Genomic DNA, 16,514 nt, shown 5'->3' with positions numbered 1-16,514 from the left:
AATCTTACCTCTATTATGCCTGTACGTTATTATCATTATCTTTTTCTAGTATGGTAGTGTATTTGATTGTTTTTCCAGATGTCTAGCCGTCTAGACATCTAAATGTCTATCTCTGTTTTTCACACCATCTGTGGTTCCAAAGCCTCTTAACTATATCAATAATAGTCTCTTAACTTTAGTCTTCAATGATAACAATAATAGTCTCTTAACTATAACATGAAAATCTGCTTTAACTATATCTACTAGTTTAATCACTCACTCATTAACTCTTCAACTCGTAAGTATTAATTTACTCTTAACTTTATAGCTGTTCACTTATCCATGTTGGTTCATTATGTATCCTATTAGAGACTATTATTATAAATAGTTTTACATATGAGTTATTTAACAACAAGGAGTAGACGTTAATGAACATAGATTTAAGTAAGAGTTATACAATAGCCTTTGATTGCATGTATATGGAAGAGAGTGATGCATACAATGGATATGTATTGAGTATTGAGCAATACAGGACTGATGGTGTTGGTGATGTATTGAGTATAGAAGTTAAGTTATCAATGGTTGGTAACAGTCAATATAGTTTTAAGTTTATTGAGAGTAGTAATGTAGTTAATCATAGAAGTAGTATTGGTGGTGAAGAAGTATATGGGTTTGTTGTTGATGTATCTGATTGTGGAGAGGATAGATTATTTCAGTGTAGTTTATTAGCTCCAATGGATGGTGTTTCGTTAGCTATGATGATTAGGATGTATGATGGATTGAAGAAGGTGTATGAAGATGTTGTGGGTAATTAAGGATAGAGATGTAGAGTTAGGGAAGTCAGGTGAGTTAGTATTGTTTACTGTTAGTGATTCATTGATGTCTTTGATTGAGGCGTATAACTATAGGTATAATAGTAGAGTAATATTTGAGATTATAGATAGCGATAGGAAAGGGGAGGAATCATTCTTTGATCCATTAACTAAGAGTTATACTATATTGATTCCTTTCAGTGATACTCATAGTTGGTTTTGTAATCGTGAGTATATAGATTTGCCTTTAGAGTTTGATTCAGACTTTATCTTTCAGTTAGAGGTGTTGCATGATATATCTTGTATTGATGTAATGCTTGAGAGTTGTAGCTGTGGTTGGAGTTGCATACAAATTCGTGAGATTGGCTTTGTGCAGGACTGGTAAAAAATATTTGGTGGGTGTAACTCTGGCTGTAAGTCTATGATGGTTTATACTTTAAAGTTATTGAGTCCAGTTGAGAGGCGAATGCCTCGCAGGTCATGTATTTTCTATATAATAACAGAGTTGCGAGGCATTCGCCGTCGCATTAACTCGCTACTTTATGTCTTGTATCATTAATGGACTTACAACATGAGGTCACCTCGTAATTCACTTCGTTCATTACTTACGTTCTCAGTTTGATTTGGTGTCTACTTAGTGGAGGCCACTGGTTGTAAGTCGATAAAGGGACTTATAGATAAGTAATAACAAGTATGAATTGATAGCTCGATTTAAGTAGAGCGTTCTTTGAACGCGAATACTTAGGAGAGATAGCAAGAGATTTAGATAGGGACGAAGTTCCTATGTGAATCTAGAGACCTCGCAACTCTGTTATTATATAGAAAATACTACACCTGCGAGGTCTTCACTTCGTAACTCCCTTTGTTCGCTACTGCGTTCGTGTTGACCTCGATACTATGAGTATCAACTTTAGTGTAGATAGAAACTACAAACCCTCCGATCTACACCTGTGCAATTCCGCCGCACCGCGCTGGCGGCGGCAGGGCAAGCTGGAGGCCGCTCCCTTTCCCGCGCCGGATATCGCGGATTTACTCAACGACTGGCTCGATGCCGCACAGTTCCAGCACTGGCAGGAGCACGGCCAGATTGACTTTGCGCTGACTCTGGCCTGCGGTTCGCGGCTACGCGCCAGCGCTTTCGCCCATACGCGCGGAATATCGCTGGTGCTGCGTCTGCTGCCCGTCCAGTGCCCGCGTCTGGAGACGCTGGGCGCGCCGCCTGCGCTAAGCGAGCTGCTGGCGGAAGAGAGTGGCCTGCTGCTGGTCACCGGGGCGACGGGCAGCGGCAAGTCGACTACCCTGGCGGCGATGGTCGGGCATCTCAACCAGCATCTTGATGGCCATATTCTGACGCTGGAGGATCCGGTGGAGTTTATTCATCACAGCGAGCGCTGCCTGATCCAGCAGCGGGAGATTGGCCGTCACTGTCCTTCGTTCTCCGCGGCGCTTCGGGTGGCGCTGCGCCAGGATCCGGATGTGATCCTGCTTGGGGAGTTACGCGACAGCGAAACCATCCGTCTGGCGTTGACGGCTGCGGAAACCGGGCATCTGGTGATGGCGACATTACACACCCGCGGCGCGGCGCCGGCGGTGGAGAGATTGATCGATGTCTTTCCGGCAGAGGAGAAAGATCAGGTTCGGAGTCAGCTGGCCGGAAGCCTGTGCGCGGTGCTGGCGCAAAAATTATTACCCGCACGTCAGGGCGGCAGAGTTGCGCTATACGAGCTTCTGGTCAATACGCCGGCGGTGGCGAATTTGATCCGCGAAGGAAAAGTGCACCAGCTGCCCGGTGTTATGCAGACCGGGATGCAGGCCGGAATGCTGACATTTACCCAGAGTTTTCAGCAACGTGTGGCCGCAGGCCAGCTGTAAGGGGGGCGTGAAGCGGGTTGGGTGGTTAAAATGATGTGTTAACTGAATGTTTAAATGCTGTTTCTGGATATTATTTGATAATACAAATAATCTTTCTGAATAAATTCAAATAAGACATTCAGCTAAGATATTTCGACAGTGAATACGCATTTCCAGGAAAAAAGTTTGATTACCTTTTGACAGCTTTGCGGTATTCGATTTATGCTGTTTACGGGAATAGGATGATTCTCATGGAATAACGTTTCAATTTGTGAATTGCTAAGGCTATTTATAAATTCATGACTGATTGTATATTTTTTTACTCATTTAACCACCATGACGGTGGATAGCAGCTAAGGAGAGTTTTAAGTGATTAATTTAAATGGAAATTCATCATCTTCTCGTCAGGTTACATTTATTACCCACCCGTCAATCCAGAGTAAAGCCTTTGCCAGCTATCTCAGCGAAACCCTGATGGCACCGGTAGTTTTACAAAATATTAATAAACCGCTGGCACAGCGACTGGCGAAAGACTCTGTAATATTATTTGATATCGCCGTTTCAAATAAGAAATTAAATGGGGTGTGGCGAGATATTATTCGGCTGCAGTCACATAATCCCCGCTTGCTGATTATCAACAGCGCGCAAAAGTATGAGTTATACGAAATGGCGCAGTGGCCGGCTTTATATGGCGTGTTCCGTCATGACGATGATGAATCGCGCTTAATTGAGGGCGTCAAGGCCGTGCTGAACGGCGAACAGACGGCTGAATTGAGCGTGATGCACCCGGCGATGTACGCTGCGGACCATACATCGGCGCCGGTTGAAAACTCGCCGCTGACCGAACGAGAATGCGAGATCCTCAACGAACTGCGCTGCGGCGCGACCAACCTGGATATTGCCCGCGCGCTGTTTATCAGCGAGAACACGGTGCGGACGCACCTGTATAACGTGTTCCGTAAGCTGAGCGTTAAGAATCGCACCCAGGCGGTGAGCTGGGCTAACGAACATCTGCGCCACTAGGCGGGAGGATCTGCGCCGTTAGCGGTTCGCCGGCGGCGCAGAAGACAGAGCTTAAAAGCTCTGCTCGAAGTAGCTTTCCAGAATGACCACCGCAGAGGCCGAATCGACGCTGCCTTTATTCAGCGCCCGATAGCCGCCGTGTTCGAACAGGCCCGCCCGGGCCTCAACCGTACTCAGACGTTCATCGTGGAGAAGGATCGCGACGCCAAAGCGGCCATGAATTTTATTGGCGAAATTACGTGCGCGCGCCGTCAGCGGTTGCTCGGTGCCGTCCATATTCAGCGGCAGGCCGACGATCACCGCCTCAGGCTGCCACTCCTTAAGCAGTTTTTCGATGATATTCCAGTCCGGTTTGCCGTCCTGCGCCTTCAGCGCCGGCAGTGGCCGGGCGGTGGCGGTGATGCGTTGCCCCACCGCCACACCGATGCTTTTCGTCCCGAAATCAAAGCCGAGAAAGGTTCCGCTCATCATGCATGCCCCGCGACGCCTGGCATCGTCACGATGTCGATGCCAATCAGTTTAGCCGCCTCGCGCCAGCGATCGGCGATGGGCGTACGGAAAAGAATATTCTGGTCCGCCGGGGCGGTGAGCCAGGCATTATCTAAAATCTCCTGCTCCAGCTGCCCTTTCTCCCACGAGGAGTAGCCCAGCGCAACCAGCACGTTGCCCGGCTGCCGGTCGGTGCCTAAGGTTTCGAGGACATCCCGCGAGGTGGTGATCACCGTGTTATCCGAGATACGGATGCTTGAGGAAAAGTCAGAGGGCGGGGTATGTAAAATAAAGCCGCGGTCTTCCGCCAGCGGGCCGCCCAGCATCACCGGTTTATCCAGGCGGATCTCCGGATTACGCGGCTCCGGGACAATTTTGAGCTTCTCAAGGATCCCTTCCACCTGCAGATTTTCCAGCGGCTTATTGATAATAATGCCCATGGCACCCTCGTCGTTATACTCGCAGATATAGACCACGGAGCGGCGGAAAATGGGGTCCTGAAGCGCAGGCATGGCAATCAGAAAGTGATGCTGTAAATTCATTGTCAGAGGTTCTGTTCCTGGTTCAAAAAGCAACACCCAGTATGCGGGCAAAGTAGAATGGTGTCGATGCACTTTATCTGGCAGGCGCCTGAGCGGCGCCTGGCTGGAAGGGTTTCACCAGCGCGGCGATCCGCGCTCGCTGTGCCCTGAGCGGACGTTCGTCCGCCGTAGTGCTTATCGGGCGAGACGTCTTTCAATAGCGTCCATCAGCATGCCGGTGATCGAAATATCCGGGAAGGCGGCTTCGATCTCACGTACGCAGGTGGGGCTGGTGACGTTAATTTCCGTCAGACGGTCGCCGATGATATCCAGGCCGACGAAGATAAGACCTTTGGCCTTCAGCGTCGGGCCGACGCGGCGGGCGATGTCCCAGTCGCTTTCGGTTAGCGGGCGAGCTTCGCCGCGGCCGCCGGCGGCCAGATTGCCGCGGGTCTCGCCGCCCTGCGGAATGCGCGCCAGGCAGTAAGGCACCGGCTCGCCATCCACCACCAGCACGCGCTTGTCGCCATCTTTAATGGCTGGCAGATAGTTCTGCGCCATGCAGTAGCGGCTGCCCAGCTCGGTCAGCGTCTCGGCGATCACCCCAAGGTTCGGATCGCCGGCTTTGACGCGGAAAATAGAGGCGCCGCCCATGCCGTCGAGCGGCTTCATGATGATATCGCCGTGCTTTTCCCAGAAGGCTTTCAGCTGGGCTTTATTGCGGGTGACCAGCGTTTCCGGGGTCAGCTCGGAGAACCAGGCGGTGAACAGCTTCTCGTTACAGTCGCGCAGGCTCTGCGGCTTGTTGACGATAAGCGTGCCTTTCTCTTCCGCTCGCTCCAGAATATAGGTCGCATAAATAAATTCGGTATCAAACGGCGGATCCTTACGCATCAGAATGACGTCAAGATCCGCCAGCGGCAGGTCCTGTTCGCCGGTGAAGTCATACCATTTGTCGTAGTTCTGTTCGACGCTCAGCGTGCGCGTCCGGGCGCGGGCTTCGCCGTTGATCAAATAGAGGTCGTTCATCTCCATATAATGGAGTTCATAGCCGCGACGCTGCGCCTCCAGCAACATAGCGAAGCTGGTGTCTTTCTTGATGTTGATGGTTGCGATGGGATCCATCACGATGCCGAGCTTGATCATGGTTCTTCTCCGTTAACGCCTCAACCTAAGTCGCCAAAACGCACCTGCAGGGCGGTGATGGCGGTGAGCGCAGTAGTCTCTGTACGCAGAACGCGCGGTCCCAACAGGATATCAGTAAACTGGTATTTCGCGGTCATCGCTATCTCTTCAGCCGACAGCCCGCCTTCCGGGCCAATCAGCAGACGGACGCGTTCAACCGGCAGCGGCAGCGTGTTAATGCTGGCGCTGGCGCGCGGGTGCAGGTTGAGCTTCAGCCCGCTGTCCTGCTCGGCGCACCACTCCTCCAGCTGCATCGCCGGACGAATTTCCGGTACCACGTTACGACCGCTCTGTTCGCAGGCGGCAATAGCGATTTTCTGCCACTGCTGGATCTTTTTCTGCAAACGTTCGGCGTCCAGTTTAACGCCGCAGCGCTCGGAAAACAGTGGCGTTATGAGGCTTACCCCGAGTTCGATCGATTTCTGGATGGTGAATTCCATTTTTTCGCCGCGGGACATCACCTGGCCTAAATGGATATGCAGCGGCGATTCCCGATCGTCGGGTTCGCCACTGAGGACTTCAACCGCGACGTTTTTCTTACCGGCCTCGGTGATGACGGCGTCAAACACCTGGTTACTGCCGTCGAAGAGCTGAAGGTGCTGACCAGCGGTCATGCGCAGGACGCGGCCGACGTGGTTGGCCGCGTCATCGCTCAACGCGATCAGGCTGCCGACAATGAGGCGTTCTGGATGATGGATGCGAGGAATGCGCATGCTTGATATTCCGTTCTTTGCGCAGATGCCAGCTTCCCGCCATTGGGCGGGAAGCACAGGGCTGCAAATTAACAATTGCCGCTAGTGTAGGTTAGCTCTTTTGCGCCTGGCAAGCCTGCAGGACATACGGATTATGGTTGCCCTGTACTTTCGCGATGCGTTCATCGCGTTCACACTCCCAGGCGGTGACCGGGTACTGTTTATTCCAGGCGGTAAACAGCTGAGTTTGCTGGCGGGAAAGATTCAGCTGGTAGCGGTCGCGCATATAGAAGTAGGTGCGGGCGATGGAGCCGCGTGCGCGGGCAGGGGGCTCGGCGATTTTATCTTTAAAATCGACCTTCATGGTGCACTGGCCGTACTGGCCTTCACCGCCGTTCCACTGGCTGTACATAAAGTTGCCGCGATCGCCATTCACTTCTCCCACCGCCGGCTGCAGATTGTGCATGTCGCTTTCCATCTTGCGGTACTCCGGATCTTTGGCGCAGTTTTTACGTCCGCCCTCCTGCCAGCACTGGCGCTGATGGCCGAACTGCCACGCCGGCACCACGTGTTCCCACTCAACCCGGCTGGCGCGGTTCTCATTTTTACGCACTTTATAGCCGCAAGATTCCAGATCGATAACGCCTTTTTTACCCTGCCAGTCAATTTTACAGCCGCAGTAAAAGTCGCCGGGAACGTCGGCGTTTACTTTGACGCCAGCGGCCTTGGCCTGGGAAAAGCTGGTAATTTCGGCGGCCGCAAGCGGGCCACTCACTGCCGTGCACAATACTGCAACGGCTAAAACATGCATACGGGACATCGTTCACTCCGTGTCAAAACGAGCCCGCAACGTAGCGAATGAGGGTGCCGGATGCAATCAGTCAGATCAGAAAGTTTCTAATTAATTCCAATGGTTATTTTTCAGCCACCAGCAGATCGCCGCAGCGCACGCAGCGGTAAGTGGCTTCGCCGCGCACCACCCGGTTATGGCGACGAACGGTGAGCTGATGCTGCTGGCAGCGGCAGCGGTAGGGGAAGGTATTCTGGCGGACCGAATCAAGTTCAAAACGGTGGGTGCGACGCGCGGGAACGCCCAGGACGCTCTCCATCATCCATTTCCACTCTTTGCCGTGCGGGGCTACCCGGCCAAAGTGTTGCCACACCAGCAGGTGCGCCAGCTCATGGGGCACCACTTCATCGATAAACTCCTGCTGATTCTCCAGCAGCAGCACCGGGTTTAAACGAATTTCGTTTTTCTCCAGCCAGGCGGTGCCGGCGGAGGTACCGCGCTGCTGGTAGACCAGCGTCGGCTCCGCGTAGCGGCGTTCCAGCTTGAGGTTCGCTTTGGCGAGATGCTCCCGCAGGCTGCGCATCACGGCCTGCTGAATAGCGATGGGAATACGGGGTGTTTTCATAGCGCCAGAGGATAGTGCGGCGGAGGGGGGAGAGCAAGAGGAAGCTTCCTCCCGTGAGGGGAGGAAGCTCAGGCGGGTTAATCGCGGGCGCCGATCTCGCGCAGCGGACGACCCTGCATCAGGTTGCGTTCGATATGTTCCAGCGAGACGTTTTTGGTTTCCGGGATCAGCCACAGCGTCAGCAGGATAAACAGCACGTTCAGACCGCCGTACACCCAGAAGGTGTTGGCGCTGCCCAGCGAATTGAGCATGGTCAGGAAGGTAGCCCCGACAATCATGTTGGCAATCCAGTTGGTCGCTGTGGAGCAGGTGATACCGAAGTCGCGGCCTTTCAGCGGCTGGATTTCGGAACACAGTACCCAAATCAGCGGGCCGGCGCTCATGGCGAAACCGACGATAAACATCAGCAGCATCAGGACGGCGATGTACTGGGCGGTTGAGGAGTGAATGCCGATGTGCATCATGCTGCCCAGCACGCCCATCCCCGCGGCCATGACGATAAAGCCAAGGATCAGCGTCGGTTTACGGCCCCAGCGGTCGACCAGACCGATGGCGATAAAGGTAGCCAGCACGTTAGTCAGGCCGACGATCACCGTCCCCCACATCTGCTCGGTGGTGTTGGCATAGCCCGCCAGCTCAAAGATCTTCGGCGCGTAGTACATGATGACGTTCATCCCGGTGAACTGCTGCATCACCTGCAGCAGAATGCCGAGGAACACCGCGCGGCGGAAGTTGCTGTTGTCTTTAAACAGCGACCAGCCGGACTGTTTTACCTTCAGGCTTTCGCGGATCTCGTCGAGTTCGCGTTTCGCTTCGGCGCTGGTATCGCGCAGGCGCAGCAGCACGCGCTCGGCATCGACAAAGCGACGTTTAGCGGCGAACCAGCGCGGGCTGTCCGGCAGGAAGATAACGCCGATCAGCAGCAATACCGCCGGAATAATGATTACGCCGAGCATCCAGCGCCATGCGCCGCTGTAGCTGAAAGCGGTGTCGGAGAGGTAGGCGCCAAGAATACCGATGGTGATCATCAGCTGGTACATGGAAATCATACTGCCGCGAATTTTCTCCGGAGCGATTTCCGACAGATACAGCGGCGCGGTGTAGGAGGCGACGCCCACCGCCAGGCCCAGCAGCACGCGGGAAACCAGCAGGATCTCGACGTTTGGCGCGGCGGCGGAGAACAGAGAGCCGGCGACGAAGAGGATGGCGCCGATCATCAGGCTCTTTTTACGGCCCAGTTTGAAGGAGAGCCAGCCGCTGCCGACCGCACCGACGGCGGCGCCGAACATCATGGAGCTGACCACCCACTCCTGAGTGTGAGCGGAAATCTGGAACTCATTGGCAATAAAGGGTAAGGCACCCGCAATAACACCGATATCAAGGCCGAACAGCAGGCCAGCCAGCGCGGCGAGGAAACAGACGAAGAACGTCATGGTCTTGTTTGAACGCCCTTGTTTTTTGTTGTCAGGCATAACGCCCTCCAGTTGAGTTATTGATTCTGTCGATGGTTAGCGTAGGACACTCGTCGGTAAAAAAACGTGATTATAGTCACGGCTGTGTAATCGTTTCCACAAAGGTAAAGAAACGTAATTCATTAAATGCTTTTTAAATCAGCAATATAAATAAGGATAGACGACAATTTTAAAAACGGTAATCAGAGTTAACCGAAACAATATGTAACATTGTGAAAAATGCGCGCATATGGAGGCGCTTGCAGGCAGCAATCGACCATTATCATGATGTAATCGCTTTCATTGCATCGCCGCGGTTCGCTGAAGCAGGGCATGGGAGGGTGGGTAACGGACATAAAAAGGCCAGCGCGAGGCTGGCCTTGAAGAGTGGAAGCGGGGAGATTATTTCAGACCAGCCGCTTCGCGCAGCAGGGCCGCTTTGTCGGTTTTTTCCCATGGGAAATGTTCGCGACCAAAGTGACCGTAGGCAGCGGTTTCTTTGTAGATCGGGTGCAGCAGATCCAGCATCTGAATCAGGCCGTACGGACGCAGGTCGAAGAACTCGCGCACCAGCAGGGTCAGCTGTTCAGAAGGCACTTTTTCTGTACCAAAGGTTTCCACCATGATGGAAGTCGGCTCTGCAACGCCGATGGCGTAGGAAACCTGAATTTCGCAACGGTCAGCCAGGCCTGCGGCAACGATGTTTTTCGCCACATAGCGCGCCGCATAGGCTGCGGAACGGTCAACTTTAGATGGATCCTTACCGGAGAAGGCGCCGCCGCCGTGACGAGCCATGCCGCCGTAGGTATCGACGATGATCTTACGACCGGTCAGACCGCAGTCGCCCATCGGGCCGCCGATAACGAAACGGCCGGTTGGGTTGATGAAGAATTTAGTGGACGCGCTCAGCCATTCGGTTGGCAGAATGGGTTTGATGATCTCTTCCATCACCGCTTCCTGCAGCGATTTCTGGTCGATATCTTCCGCGTGCTGCGTGGACAGCACCACCGCGTCGATGCCGACGATTTTGCCGTCGTCATACTGGAAGGTCACCTGGCTTTTCGCATCCGGACGCAGCCACGGCAGGGTGCCGTTTTTACGTACTTCAGCCTGGCGCTGCACCAGACGGTGAGCGTAGGTCACCGGCGCCGGCATCAGCACGTCGGTTTCGTTGGTGGCGTAGCCAAACATCAGCCCCTGGTCGCCTGCGCCCTGTTCCAGCGGATCGGCACGGTCAACGCCCTGGTTGATGTCCGGAGACTGTTTACCAATGGCGCTCAGTACGGCACACGAGTTGGCGTCAAAGCCCATATCGGAATGCACGTAGCCAATTTCGCGGACGGTGTTGCGGGTGATCTCTTCGATGTCAACCCATGCGCTGGTGGTGATTTCGCCGCCTACCAGCACCATGCCAGTTTTGACATAGGTTTCACATGCGACACGCGCTTTCGGATCCTGCTCGAGGATCGCATCCAGCACGGCATCAGAGATTTGGTCAGCAATTTTGTCAGGATGCCCTTCTGATACGGACTCAGACGTAAAAAGGTGTTTTGCCATATTTTATTTCACCTGTGGACGATTCGGATAGCTCATACTGTTGTGTAATGTGGCTTTGGTGGATAATCAGCGCAAAGCCGCGCAGGTAGCGACACGAGCAGTCTGAGTGTTAATCAGTATAGACGGATTAACTTCTGGACGGCTATTTTAGGTCAAATCTTAAGCCCATTTCCAGCCTTTTTTGATGGCGGTCGCATTTATCGGAAAACTCGCCTGGCAAAATTTCCTGACAACCGCGCAAACCTGCACATTTTTATTTTGCTTTTTACCCCGCTTCTCGGTATAAAACGCCGCGCGCGGCTCATTAAAAAAGCGCACGGGGATCTCCCCGTGGTGCCACTTCCAGCCGGGTTAAGCAGTCTGTATTTACAGAATCTCGCAACGGCATAGCGCCTGTTGCCCGGTATGTATAGCTTTGGCTTGTCGCCGACCCTGACCCAGGGCGGTGTGGAGGTGATACCAGATAATGAACCAACGTTTTTCGCTTGATTCGTCGCGTCGTTCTGTCGCGCGTCAGCACTCCGCAACCTGCATCTCTCTCATGCAAACCAGCCGATGTTCACCCCATCTCGGCGCTTCTCAGGATTCCAGGGCCGGTCGGTCGTCAGAAAACTGAACAAGGGCGCTCTTGCCTGGCAAGAGTTTTCTCGTGGTTTCTCCGGACTGTCATACTCTGTTCGGCTACGTGTTTTACGATGATATGAATAAGAAACCGGTCGCGCAGTCGCAAAACCAGCAGATAGTGCTGGGCTTTAGGACTGTTCATGGGTTGTTATCGCATCTTTGGACTGCGATAGTAGTTAACTGTCTTACACTTATTATTAAAAATTGAGGTTCGCTATGTCTGACGACATGTCTATGGTTTCGCCTTCGTCAGCAGGCGAACACGGTGTACTACGTTCCATGCAGGAGGTAGCGATGAGCTCCCAGGAAGCCAGCAAGATGCTGCGTACTTATAATATTGCCTGGTGGGGCAATAACTATTATGACGTCAACGAACTGGGCCACATCAGCGTTTGCCCGGATCCGGACGTCCCGGAAGCGCGCGTTGACCTCGCTGAATTAGTCAAAGCGCGCGAAGCGCAAGGGCAACGCTTGCCGGCGCTGTTCTGCTTCCCGCAGATCCTGCAGCACCGCCTGCGCTCAATCAACGCCGCATTCAAGCGCGCGCGCGAATCCTACGGCTATAACGGCGATTACTTCCTGGTCTACCCGATCAAGGTGAACCAGCATCGTCGCGTCATCGAATCGTTGATCCATTCCGGCGAGCCGCTGGGTCTGGAAGCCGGTTCGAAAGCGGAACTGATGGCCGTGCTGGCGCACGCCGGGATGACCCGCAGCGTCATCGTCTGTAACGGCTATAAAGACCGCGAATACATCCGCCTGGCGCTGGTGGGCGAGAAGATGGGCCACAAGGTCTATCTGGTCATCGAGAAGATGTCGGAGATCGCCATCGTGCTGGAAGAGGCCGAGCGCCTGAACGTGGTGCCGCGCCTTGGCGTGCGCGCGCGTCTGGCCTCGCAGGGGTCCGGTAAATGGCAGTCTTCCGGCGGCGAGAAGTCCAAGTTCGGCCTCGCGGCGACCCAGGTTCTGCAGCTGGTGGAGATCCTGCGTGCCGCAGGACACCTCGACAGCCTGCAGCTGCTGCACTTCCACCTCGGCTCGCAAATGGCTAACATTCGCGATATCGCCACCGGCGTGCGTGAATCGGCGCGTTTCTACGTCGAGTTGCATAAGCTGGGCGTCAATATCCAGTGCTTCGACGTCGGCGGCGGCCTGGGCGTGGATTACGAAGGCACCCGCTCGCAGTCTGACTGCTCGGTGAACTACGGCCTGAACGAATACGCTAACAATATCATCTGGGCCATCGGCGACGCCTGTGAAGAGAACGGCCTGCCGCACCCGACGGTGATCACCGAGTCCGGCCGCGCGGTGACCGCGCACCACACCGTGCTGGTTTCCAACATTATCGGCGTGGAGCGCAACGAATACACCGAGGCGACCCCGCCGGCGGAAGACGCCGCGCGCCCGCTGCAGAGCATGTGGGAAACCTGGCTGGAGATGCACGAAACCGGCAATCGCCGCTCGCTGCGCGAATGGCTGCACGACAGCCAGATGGACCTGCACGATATCCATATCGGCTACTCCTCCGGCACTTTCAACCTGCAGGAGCGCGCCTGGGCAGAACAGCTGTATCTGAACATGTGTCATGAAGTGCAGAAGCAACTCGACCCGAGCAACCGCGCCCATCGCCCGATTATTGATGAGCTGCAGGAGCGCATGGCGGATAAAATCTACGTCAACTTCTCGCTGTTCCAGTCGATGCCGGATGCGTGGGGGATCGATCAGCTGTTCCCGGTGATGCCGCTGGAAGGGCTGAACAAGTCGCCGGAGCGCCGCGCGGTGCTGCTGGACATCACCTGCGACTCGGATGGCGCCATCGATCACTACGTGGACGGCGACGGGATCGCCACCACCATGCCGATGCCGGAATATGACCCGGAGAACCCGCCGATGCTGGGCTTCTTTATGGTCGGCGCCTATCAGGAAATCCTTGGCAACATGCACAACCTGTTCGGCGATACCGAGGCGGTAGACGTGTTCGTCTTCCCTGACGGTAGCGTTGAGGTTGAGCTGTCCGACGAGGGCGATACCGTGGCGGATATGCTGCAGTACGTGCAGCTGGATCCCAACACGCTGCTGACCCAGTTCCGCGATCAGGTGAAAAACACCGGCCTGGACGACGCGCTGCAGCAGCAGTTCCTCGAAGAGTTCGAGGCGGGTCTGTACGGGTACACTTATCTGGAAGACGAGTAACCACTGATGCCCGGTGGCGTTGCGCTTACCGGGCCTGCGTATGTCGGCCGCCTAAGGCGAAGCCGTCATCCGGCAGAAGGCGATACTCACTTGAACCCGTATGCATTACCGGCGATAATTCACGCCAATAAGCGATTTATCTATCAAACCCTTCCTCGTCGGGCCTAACGACGCGGAGGGGTTTTTTTATACTTATTTTTTACGTTCCACGACTGTGAAAAGAGGTCATATCCATGAGCACTTTAGGTCATCAATACGATAACTCCCTGGTATCCAATGCCTTTGGCTTCCTGCGTCTGCCGATGAATTTCATGCCCTACGACAGCGATGCTGACTGGGTGATCACCGGCGTCCCGTTCGATATGGCGACCTCCGGGCGCGCGGGCGGCCGTCATGGCCCGGCGGCGATCCGTCAGGTTTCCACCAATCTCGCCTGGGAGCACAACCGTTTTCCGTGGAACTTCGACATGCGCGAACGCCTGAACGTGGTTGACTGCGGGGATCTGGTGTACGCCTTCGGCGACGCGCGCGAAATGAGCGAGAAGCTGCAGGCCCACGCCGAGAAGCTGCTGGCGGCCGGCAAGCGCATGCTCTCCTTTGGCGGCGACCACTTCGTTACGCTGCCGCTGTTGCGCGCCCACGCCAAGCACTTCGGTAAAATGGCGCTGGTGCACTTCGATGCCCACACCGACACTTACGCCAACGGCTGCGAGTTCGACCACGGCACCATGTTCTACACCGCGCCGAACGAAGGGCTCATCGATCCGAACCACTCCGTACAGATCGGTATTCGCACCGAATTCGATAAAGATAACGGTTTCACCGTGCTTGATGCGGGCCAGGTTAACGACCGCAGCGTCGATGACGTGATTGCCCAGGTGAAGCAGATCGTTGGCGATATGCCGGTGTACCTGACCTTTGATATCGACTGCCTGGATCCGGCGTTTGCGCCAGGAACCGGTACCCCGGTTATCGGTGGGCTCACCTCTGACCGCGCGATCAAGCTGGTGCGCGGTCTGAAGGATCTGAACATCGTCGGGATGGACGTGGTGGAGGTCGCCCCGGCCTACGATCAGTCCGAAATCACCGCCCTGGCGGCGGCGACCCTCGCGCTGGAGATGCTGTACATCCAGGCGGCGAAGAAGGGCGAATAACCCGAGGTCACCCAACCCTCTCCCTTCCGGGGAGAGGGTACCGCACGGCACAGGGGGTTAATCAAGGCGCCGGACGGTTGCTCCTGCGGGCCGGGAGAGGGCCGACCCGCAGGAGAGGGTTCATCAGGTGCTTAAAACACGTTAAATGGATATTCGACGTAGAACCGCACTTCATTACCGCTGACGTTATAGTCGCTGGCGTTGCTGGAAACCCGCAGTACCGAATAGCGAAGCCTGAATTTCAAATCTTTCGCCGCCCCGTTTTGCACCTGGTATTGAACCTGGTTGAACCATTCATGTTCTTTGCCGTTGCTGGTCTCTGACGTTTTAATGTTATCCCCGCGCACGTAGGCGGTGGTCCAGGTCAGCCCCGGTAGCCCCAGCCCGGCAAAATCCAGTCCATACGATGCCTGCCAGGAGCGTTCATCTTCCCCGTTAAAATCAGACCAGTAGGAGTTGGCCAGCCAGATGGTGTTCCCGCCATCGCCGACGCCGCCCTGGTTCTGGTAGCCGCCGTAGTGGTAGCCGGTGCTGCCGCTGCTTTGCTGGTAAGCGACCTTAAAGGTATGGATATCCCAGATGTAGCTGGCGGCCAGGCTCCAGATACTGTTGCTGCGTCCGGTGTCATTGGCATCGGCATATTGCTGATCAAGGCGTGAGTGATAGCCGTTGAAGTCGAGAACCAGCTGTTGGTTGGCGGCGAACGGCTGCTGATAGTTCAGGCCGAGATACTGTTTGTTCAGCACATCTTCGACATGCGACGCATACAGCGCGCCGCTGAGCTGGTCGTTGAACCGGTAGCTGGCGCCGCCGAAGGACAGGCTTTTCAGACCGCTGTTATGGCTGTCGTCGCTTTTACGCTGCTGATCGGTCAGGTAGCCGGCGTTAATTTCCAGACCGTCGATTTCGCGTGAGGTCAGCATGGTGCCGGTATAGCTCTCGTACAGCAGACGTGAATCATCGGCGTAGACGATGGGCAACATCGGGCGCTGACTGCCGTAGCTGAGCACAGTATTCGAAAAGCGCATTTTGCCGGTGGCGCCGAATTTCGCGAGGTCGGATTTTGCCCGGCCGTCGTCATCCTGGGCGAAAAAGTCAATGCCGCCCGCGCCGCTGCGGCCGCGGCCGCCGTCGAGGCGCACGGCGTACTGGGCGATGCCGTCCACGCCGAAGCCGACCGGTCCCTCGGTAAAGCCGGATTCGAAGGTGGCGATAATTCCCTGGCCCCATTCGGCTTTATCCGGCAGCCCATCGCGATAATCGCGTTTGATATACGCGTTACGTAAAAAGAGATCCAGATGGCTGTCTTGAATAAAGCCCTGGCTGGTAGATTGTTGGCTGGCGAAAGCCGGCGCGGCGGCAATAATGCCAAGTGCGATGAATGATAATTCTTTTTTCACTGAGGGCACTTCTCTGTCTGTCGATATATTCAAGGGAATCACTGCAATCGCGATATTCTCCTGAAATAATGTCAAAAGCAATCATTGTGTGAGCAATGGTATCGGCAGGAAACAAGCGGTGTGGCCAACGCCGGCCAGGTTTGGCGAAGAGGGGTGGACTATTTAATA

General features: G+C 54.7%; 18 protein-coding genes. 8 read left to right on the top strand and 10 right to left on the bottom strand.

The window, feature by feature from the left end; all coding sequences use genetic code 11:
* Positions 1-407: 407 nt before the first annotated feature.
* From ACOI6Z_RS07495 to ACOI6Z_RS07480, 4 genes are all read left to right on the top strand, one after another.
* Entirely contained in the window at positions 408-794 is a 387-nt protein-coding gene (locus ACOI6Z_RS07495) for a hypothetical protein (RefSeq protein ID WP_065762120.1), read from the top strand.
* On the top strand, positions 778-1,176 hold the full coding sequence (locus ACOI6Z_RS07490; RefSeq protein ID WP_065762121.1) for a hypothetical protein: 399 nt from the start codon (positions 778-780) through the stop codon (positions 1,174-1,176). Before ACOI6Z_RS07495 ends, ACOI6Z_RS07490 begins: the two co-directional genes overlap by 17 nt.
* A gap of 512 nt (positions 1,177-1,688) precedes the next feature.
* Positions 1,689-2,663 carry a type IV pilus twitching motility protein PilT gene (locus ACOI6Z_RS07485; protein WP_420687146.1) on the top strand — a complete coding sequence of 325 codons (975 nt, stop codon included), beginning with the start codon at positions 1,689-1,691 and terminating at the stop codon, positions 2,661-2,663.
* A 348-nt stretch (positions 2,664-3,011) separates the two neighbouring features.
* Positions 3,012-3,665 carry a LuxR C-terminal-related transcriptional regulator gene (locus ACOI6Z_RS07480; RefSeq protein ID WP_420687145.1) on the top strand — a complete coding sequence of 218 codons (654 nt, stop codon included), beginning with the start codon at positions 3,012-3,014 and terminating at the stop codon, positions 3,663-3,665.
* A 51-nt stretch (positions 3,666-3,716) separates the two neighbouring features.
* Here ACOI6Z_RS07480 and ruvX read toward each other — a convergent pair whose 3' ends face one another.
* The 9 genes from ruvX to ACOI6Z_RS07435 form a co-directional block, all read right to left on the bottom strand.
* Positions 3,717-4,133: a Holliday junction resolvase RuvX gene (ruvX, locus tag ACOI6Z_RS07475; protein ID WP_004205178.1), complete on the bottom strand. Its 417-nt coding sequence runs from the start codon at positions 4,131-4,133 to the stop codon at positions 3,717-3,719.
* Positions 4,133-4,696 carry a YqgE/AlgH family protein gene (locus ACOI6Z_RS07470; RefSeq protein ID WP_002916603.1) on the bottom strand — a complete coding sequence of 188 codons (564 nt, stop codon included), beginning with the start codon at positions 4,694-4,696 and terminating at the stop codon, positions 4,133-4,135. The genes ruvX and ACOI6Z_RS07470 overlap by 1 nt, the downstream gene beginning before the upstream one ends.
* A 174-nt stretch (positions 4,697-4,870) precedes the next feature.
* Complete coding sequence (gshB, locus tag ACOI6Z_RS07465; RefSeq protein WP_004205176.1) at positions 4,871-5,821, bottom strand: glutathione synthase; 951 nt, start codon at positions 5,819-5,821, stop codon at positions 4,871-4,873.
* A gap of 20 nt (positions 5,822-5,841) precedes the next feature.
* A complete protein-coding gene (rsmE, locus tag ACOI6Z_RS07460) occupies positions 5,842-6,573 on the bottom strand; it encodes a 16S rRNA (uracil(1498)-N(3))-methyltransferase (protein WP_023290991.1) in 732 nt (243 codons plus the stop codon).
* Positions 6,574-6,664: 91 nt separating this feature from the next.
* Positions 6,665-7,372: a deoxyribonuclease I gene (endA, locus tag ACOI6Z_RS07455; protein WP_065812828.1), complete on the bottom strand. Its 708-nt coding sequence runs from the start codon at positions 7,370-7,372 to the stop codon at positions 6,665-6,667.
* Between the two features lie 94 nt (positions 7,373-7,466).
* Positions 7,467-7,967: a SprT family zinc-dependent metalloprotease gene (locus tag ACOI6Z_RS07450; protein WP_032428989.1), complete on the bottom strand. Its 501-nt coding sequence runs from the start codon at positions 7,965-7,967 to the stop codon at positions 7,467-7,469.
* Positions 7,968-8,044: 77 nt separating this feature from the next.
* A complete protein-coding gene (locus ACOI6Z_RS07445) occupies positions 8,045-9,439 on the bottom strand; it encodes a sugar porter family MFS transporter (RefSeq protein WP_004205171.1) in 1,395 nt (464 codons plus the stop codon).
* Between the two features lie 381 nt (positions 9,440-9,820).
* The gene (gene metK, locus ACOI6Z_RS07440) at positions 9,821-10,975 is read right to left on the bottom strand and encodes a methionine adenosyltransferase (RefSeq protein WP_004205170.1); all 1,155 of its coding nucleotides are present in this window, start codon (positions 10,973-10,975) and stop codon (positions 9,821-9,823) included.
* A 159-nt stretch (positions 10,976-11,134) separates the two neighbouring features.
* Entirely contained in the window at positions 11,135-11,293 is a 159-nt protein-coding gene (locus tag ACOI6Z_RS07435; RefSeq protein WP_065812829.1) for a hypothetical protein, read from the bottom strand.
* Between the two features lie 148 nt (positions 11,294-11,441).
* On the opposite strand from ACOI6Z_RS07435, the gene ACOI6Z_RS07430 reads away from it, so the two are divergent.
* From ACOI6Z_RS07430 to speB, 4 genes are all read left to right on the top strand, one after another.
* Complete coding sequence (locus ACOI6Z_RS07430) at positions 11,442-11,591, top strand: hypothetical protein (RefSeq protein WP_418272254.1); 150 nt, start codon at positions 11,442-11,444, stop codon at positions 11,589-11,591.
* Positions 11,592-11,675: 84 nt separating this feature from the next.
* On the top strand, positions 11,676-11,807 hold the full coding sequence (yqgB, locus tag ACOI6Z_RS07425) for an acid stress response protein YqgB (protein ID WP_002916578.1): 132 nt from the start codon (positions 11,676-11,678) through the stop codon (positions 11,805-11,807).
* Positions 11,808-11,815: 8 nt separating this feature from the next.
* Positions 11,816-13,792 carry a biosynthetic arginine decarboxylase gene (speA, locus tag ACOI6Z_RS07420; RefSeq protein WP_004205167.1) on the top strand — a complete coding sequence of 659 codons (1,977 nt, stop codon included), beginning with the start codon at positions 11,816-11,818 and terminating at the stop codon, positions 13,790-13,792.
* A gap of 233 nt (positions 13,793-14,025) precedes the next feature.
* Positions 14,026-14,946: an agmatinase gene (speB, locus tag ACOI6Z_RS07415; RefSeq protein ID WP_004205166.1), complete on the top strand. Its 921-nt coding sequence runs from the start codon at positions 14,026-14,028 to the stop codon at positions 14,944-14,946.
* A gap of 131 nt (positions 14,947-15,077) precedes the next feature.
* Here the strand turns inward: speB and ACOI6Z_RS07410 are convergent, their stop codons facing one another.
* Positions 15,078-16,346 (bottom strand): OprD family outer membrane porin, encoded by a 1,269-nt coding sequence (locus ACOI6Z_RS07410; protein ID WP_065812830.1) that lies wholly within the window; start codon positions 16,344-16,346, stop codon positions 15,078-15,080.
* Positions 16,347-16,514 lie beyond the last annotated feature (168 nt).

The organism is Klebsiella sp. C239 (assembly GCF_048822715.1).
Classification (GTDB): domain Bacteria; phylum Pseudomonadota; class Gammaproteobacteria; order Enterobacterales; family Enterobacteriaceae; genus Klebsiella; species Klebsiella quasipneumoniae.
This window is presented reverse-complemented; position numbering and strand designations above follow the sequence as displayed.

Coding starts and splice junctions, on each gene's coding strand:
- ACOI6Z_RS07495 (WP_065762120.1), top strand. CDS start 408: ATGAACATAGATTTAAGTAAGAGTTATACAATAGCCTTTGATTGCATG.
- ACOI6Z_RS07490 (WP_065762121.1), top strand. CDS start 778: ATGTTGTGGGTAATTAAGGATAGAGATGTAGAGTTAGGGAAGTCAGGT.
- ACOI6Z_RS07485 (WP_420687146.1), top strand. CDS start 1,689: ATGAGTATCAACTTTAGTGTAGATAGAAACTACAAACCCTCCGATCTA.
- ruvX (WP_004205178.1), bottom strand. CDS start 4,133: ATGAGCGGAACCTTTCTCGGCTTTGATTTCGGGACGAAAAGCATCGGT.
- ACOI6Z_RS07470 (WP_002916603.1), bottom strand. CDS start 4,696: ATGAATTTACAGCATCACTTTCTGATTGCCATGCCTGCGCTTCAGGAC.
- gshB (WP_004205176.1), bottom strand. CDS start 5,821: ATGATCAAGCTCGGCATCGTGATGGATCCCATCGCAACCATCAACATC.
- rsmE (WP_023290991.1), bottom strand. CDS start 6,573: ATGCGCATTCCTCGCATCCATCATCCAGAACGCCTCATTGTCGGCAGC.
- endA (WP_065812828.1), bottom strand. CDS start 7,372: ATGTCCCGTATGCATGTTTTAGCCGTTGCAGTATTGTGCACGGCAGTG.
- ACOI6Z_RS07450 (WP_032428989.1), bottom strand. CDS start 7,967: ATGAAAACACCCCGTATTCCCATCGCTATTCAGCAGGCCGTGATGCGC.
- ACOI6Z_RS07445 (WP_004205171.1), bottom strand. CDS start 9,439: ATGCCTGACAACAAAAAACAAGGGCGTTCAAACAAGACCATGACGTTC.
- metK (WP_004205170.1), bottom strand. CDS start 10,975: ATGGCAAAACACCTTTTTACGTCTGAGTCCGTATCAGAAGGGCATCCT.
- ACOI6Z_RS07430 (WP_418272254.1), top strand. CDS start 11,442: ATGAACCAACGTTTTTCGCTTGATTCGTCGCGTCGTTCTGTCGCGCGT.
- yqgB (WP_002916578.1), top strand. CDS start 11,676: ATGAATAAGAAACCGGTCGCGCAGTCGCAAAACCAGCAGATAGTGCTG.
- speA (WP_004205167.1), top strand. CDS start 11,816: ATGTCTGACGACATGTCTATGGTTTCGCCTTCGTCAGCAGGCGAACAC.
- speB (WP_004205166.1), top strand. CDS start 14,026: ATGAGCACTTTAGGTCATCAATACGATAACTCCCTGGTATCCAATGCC.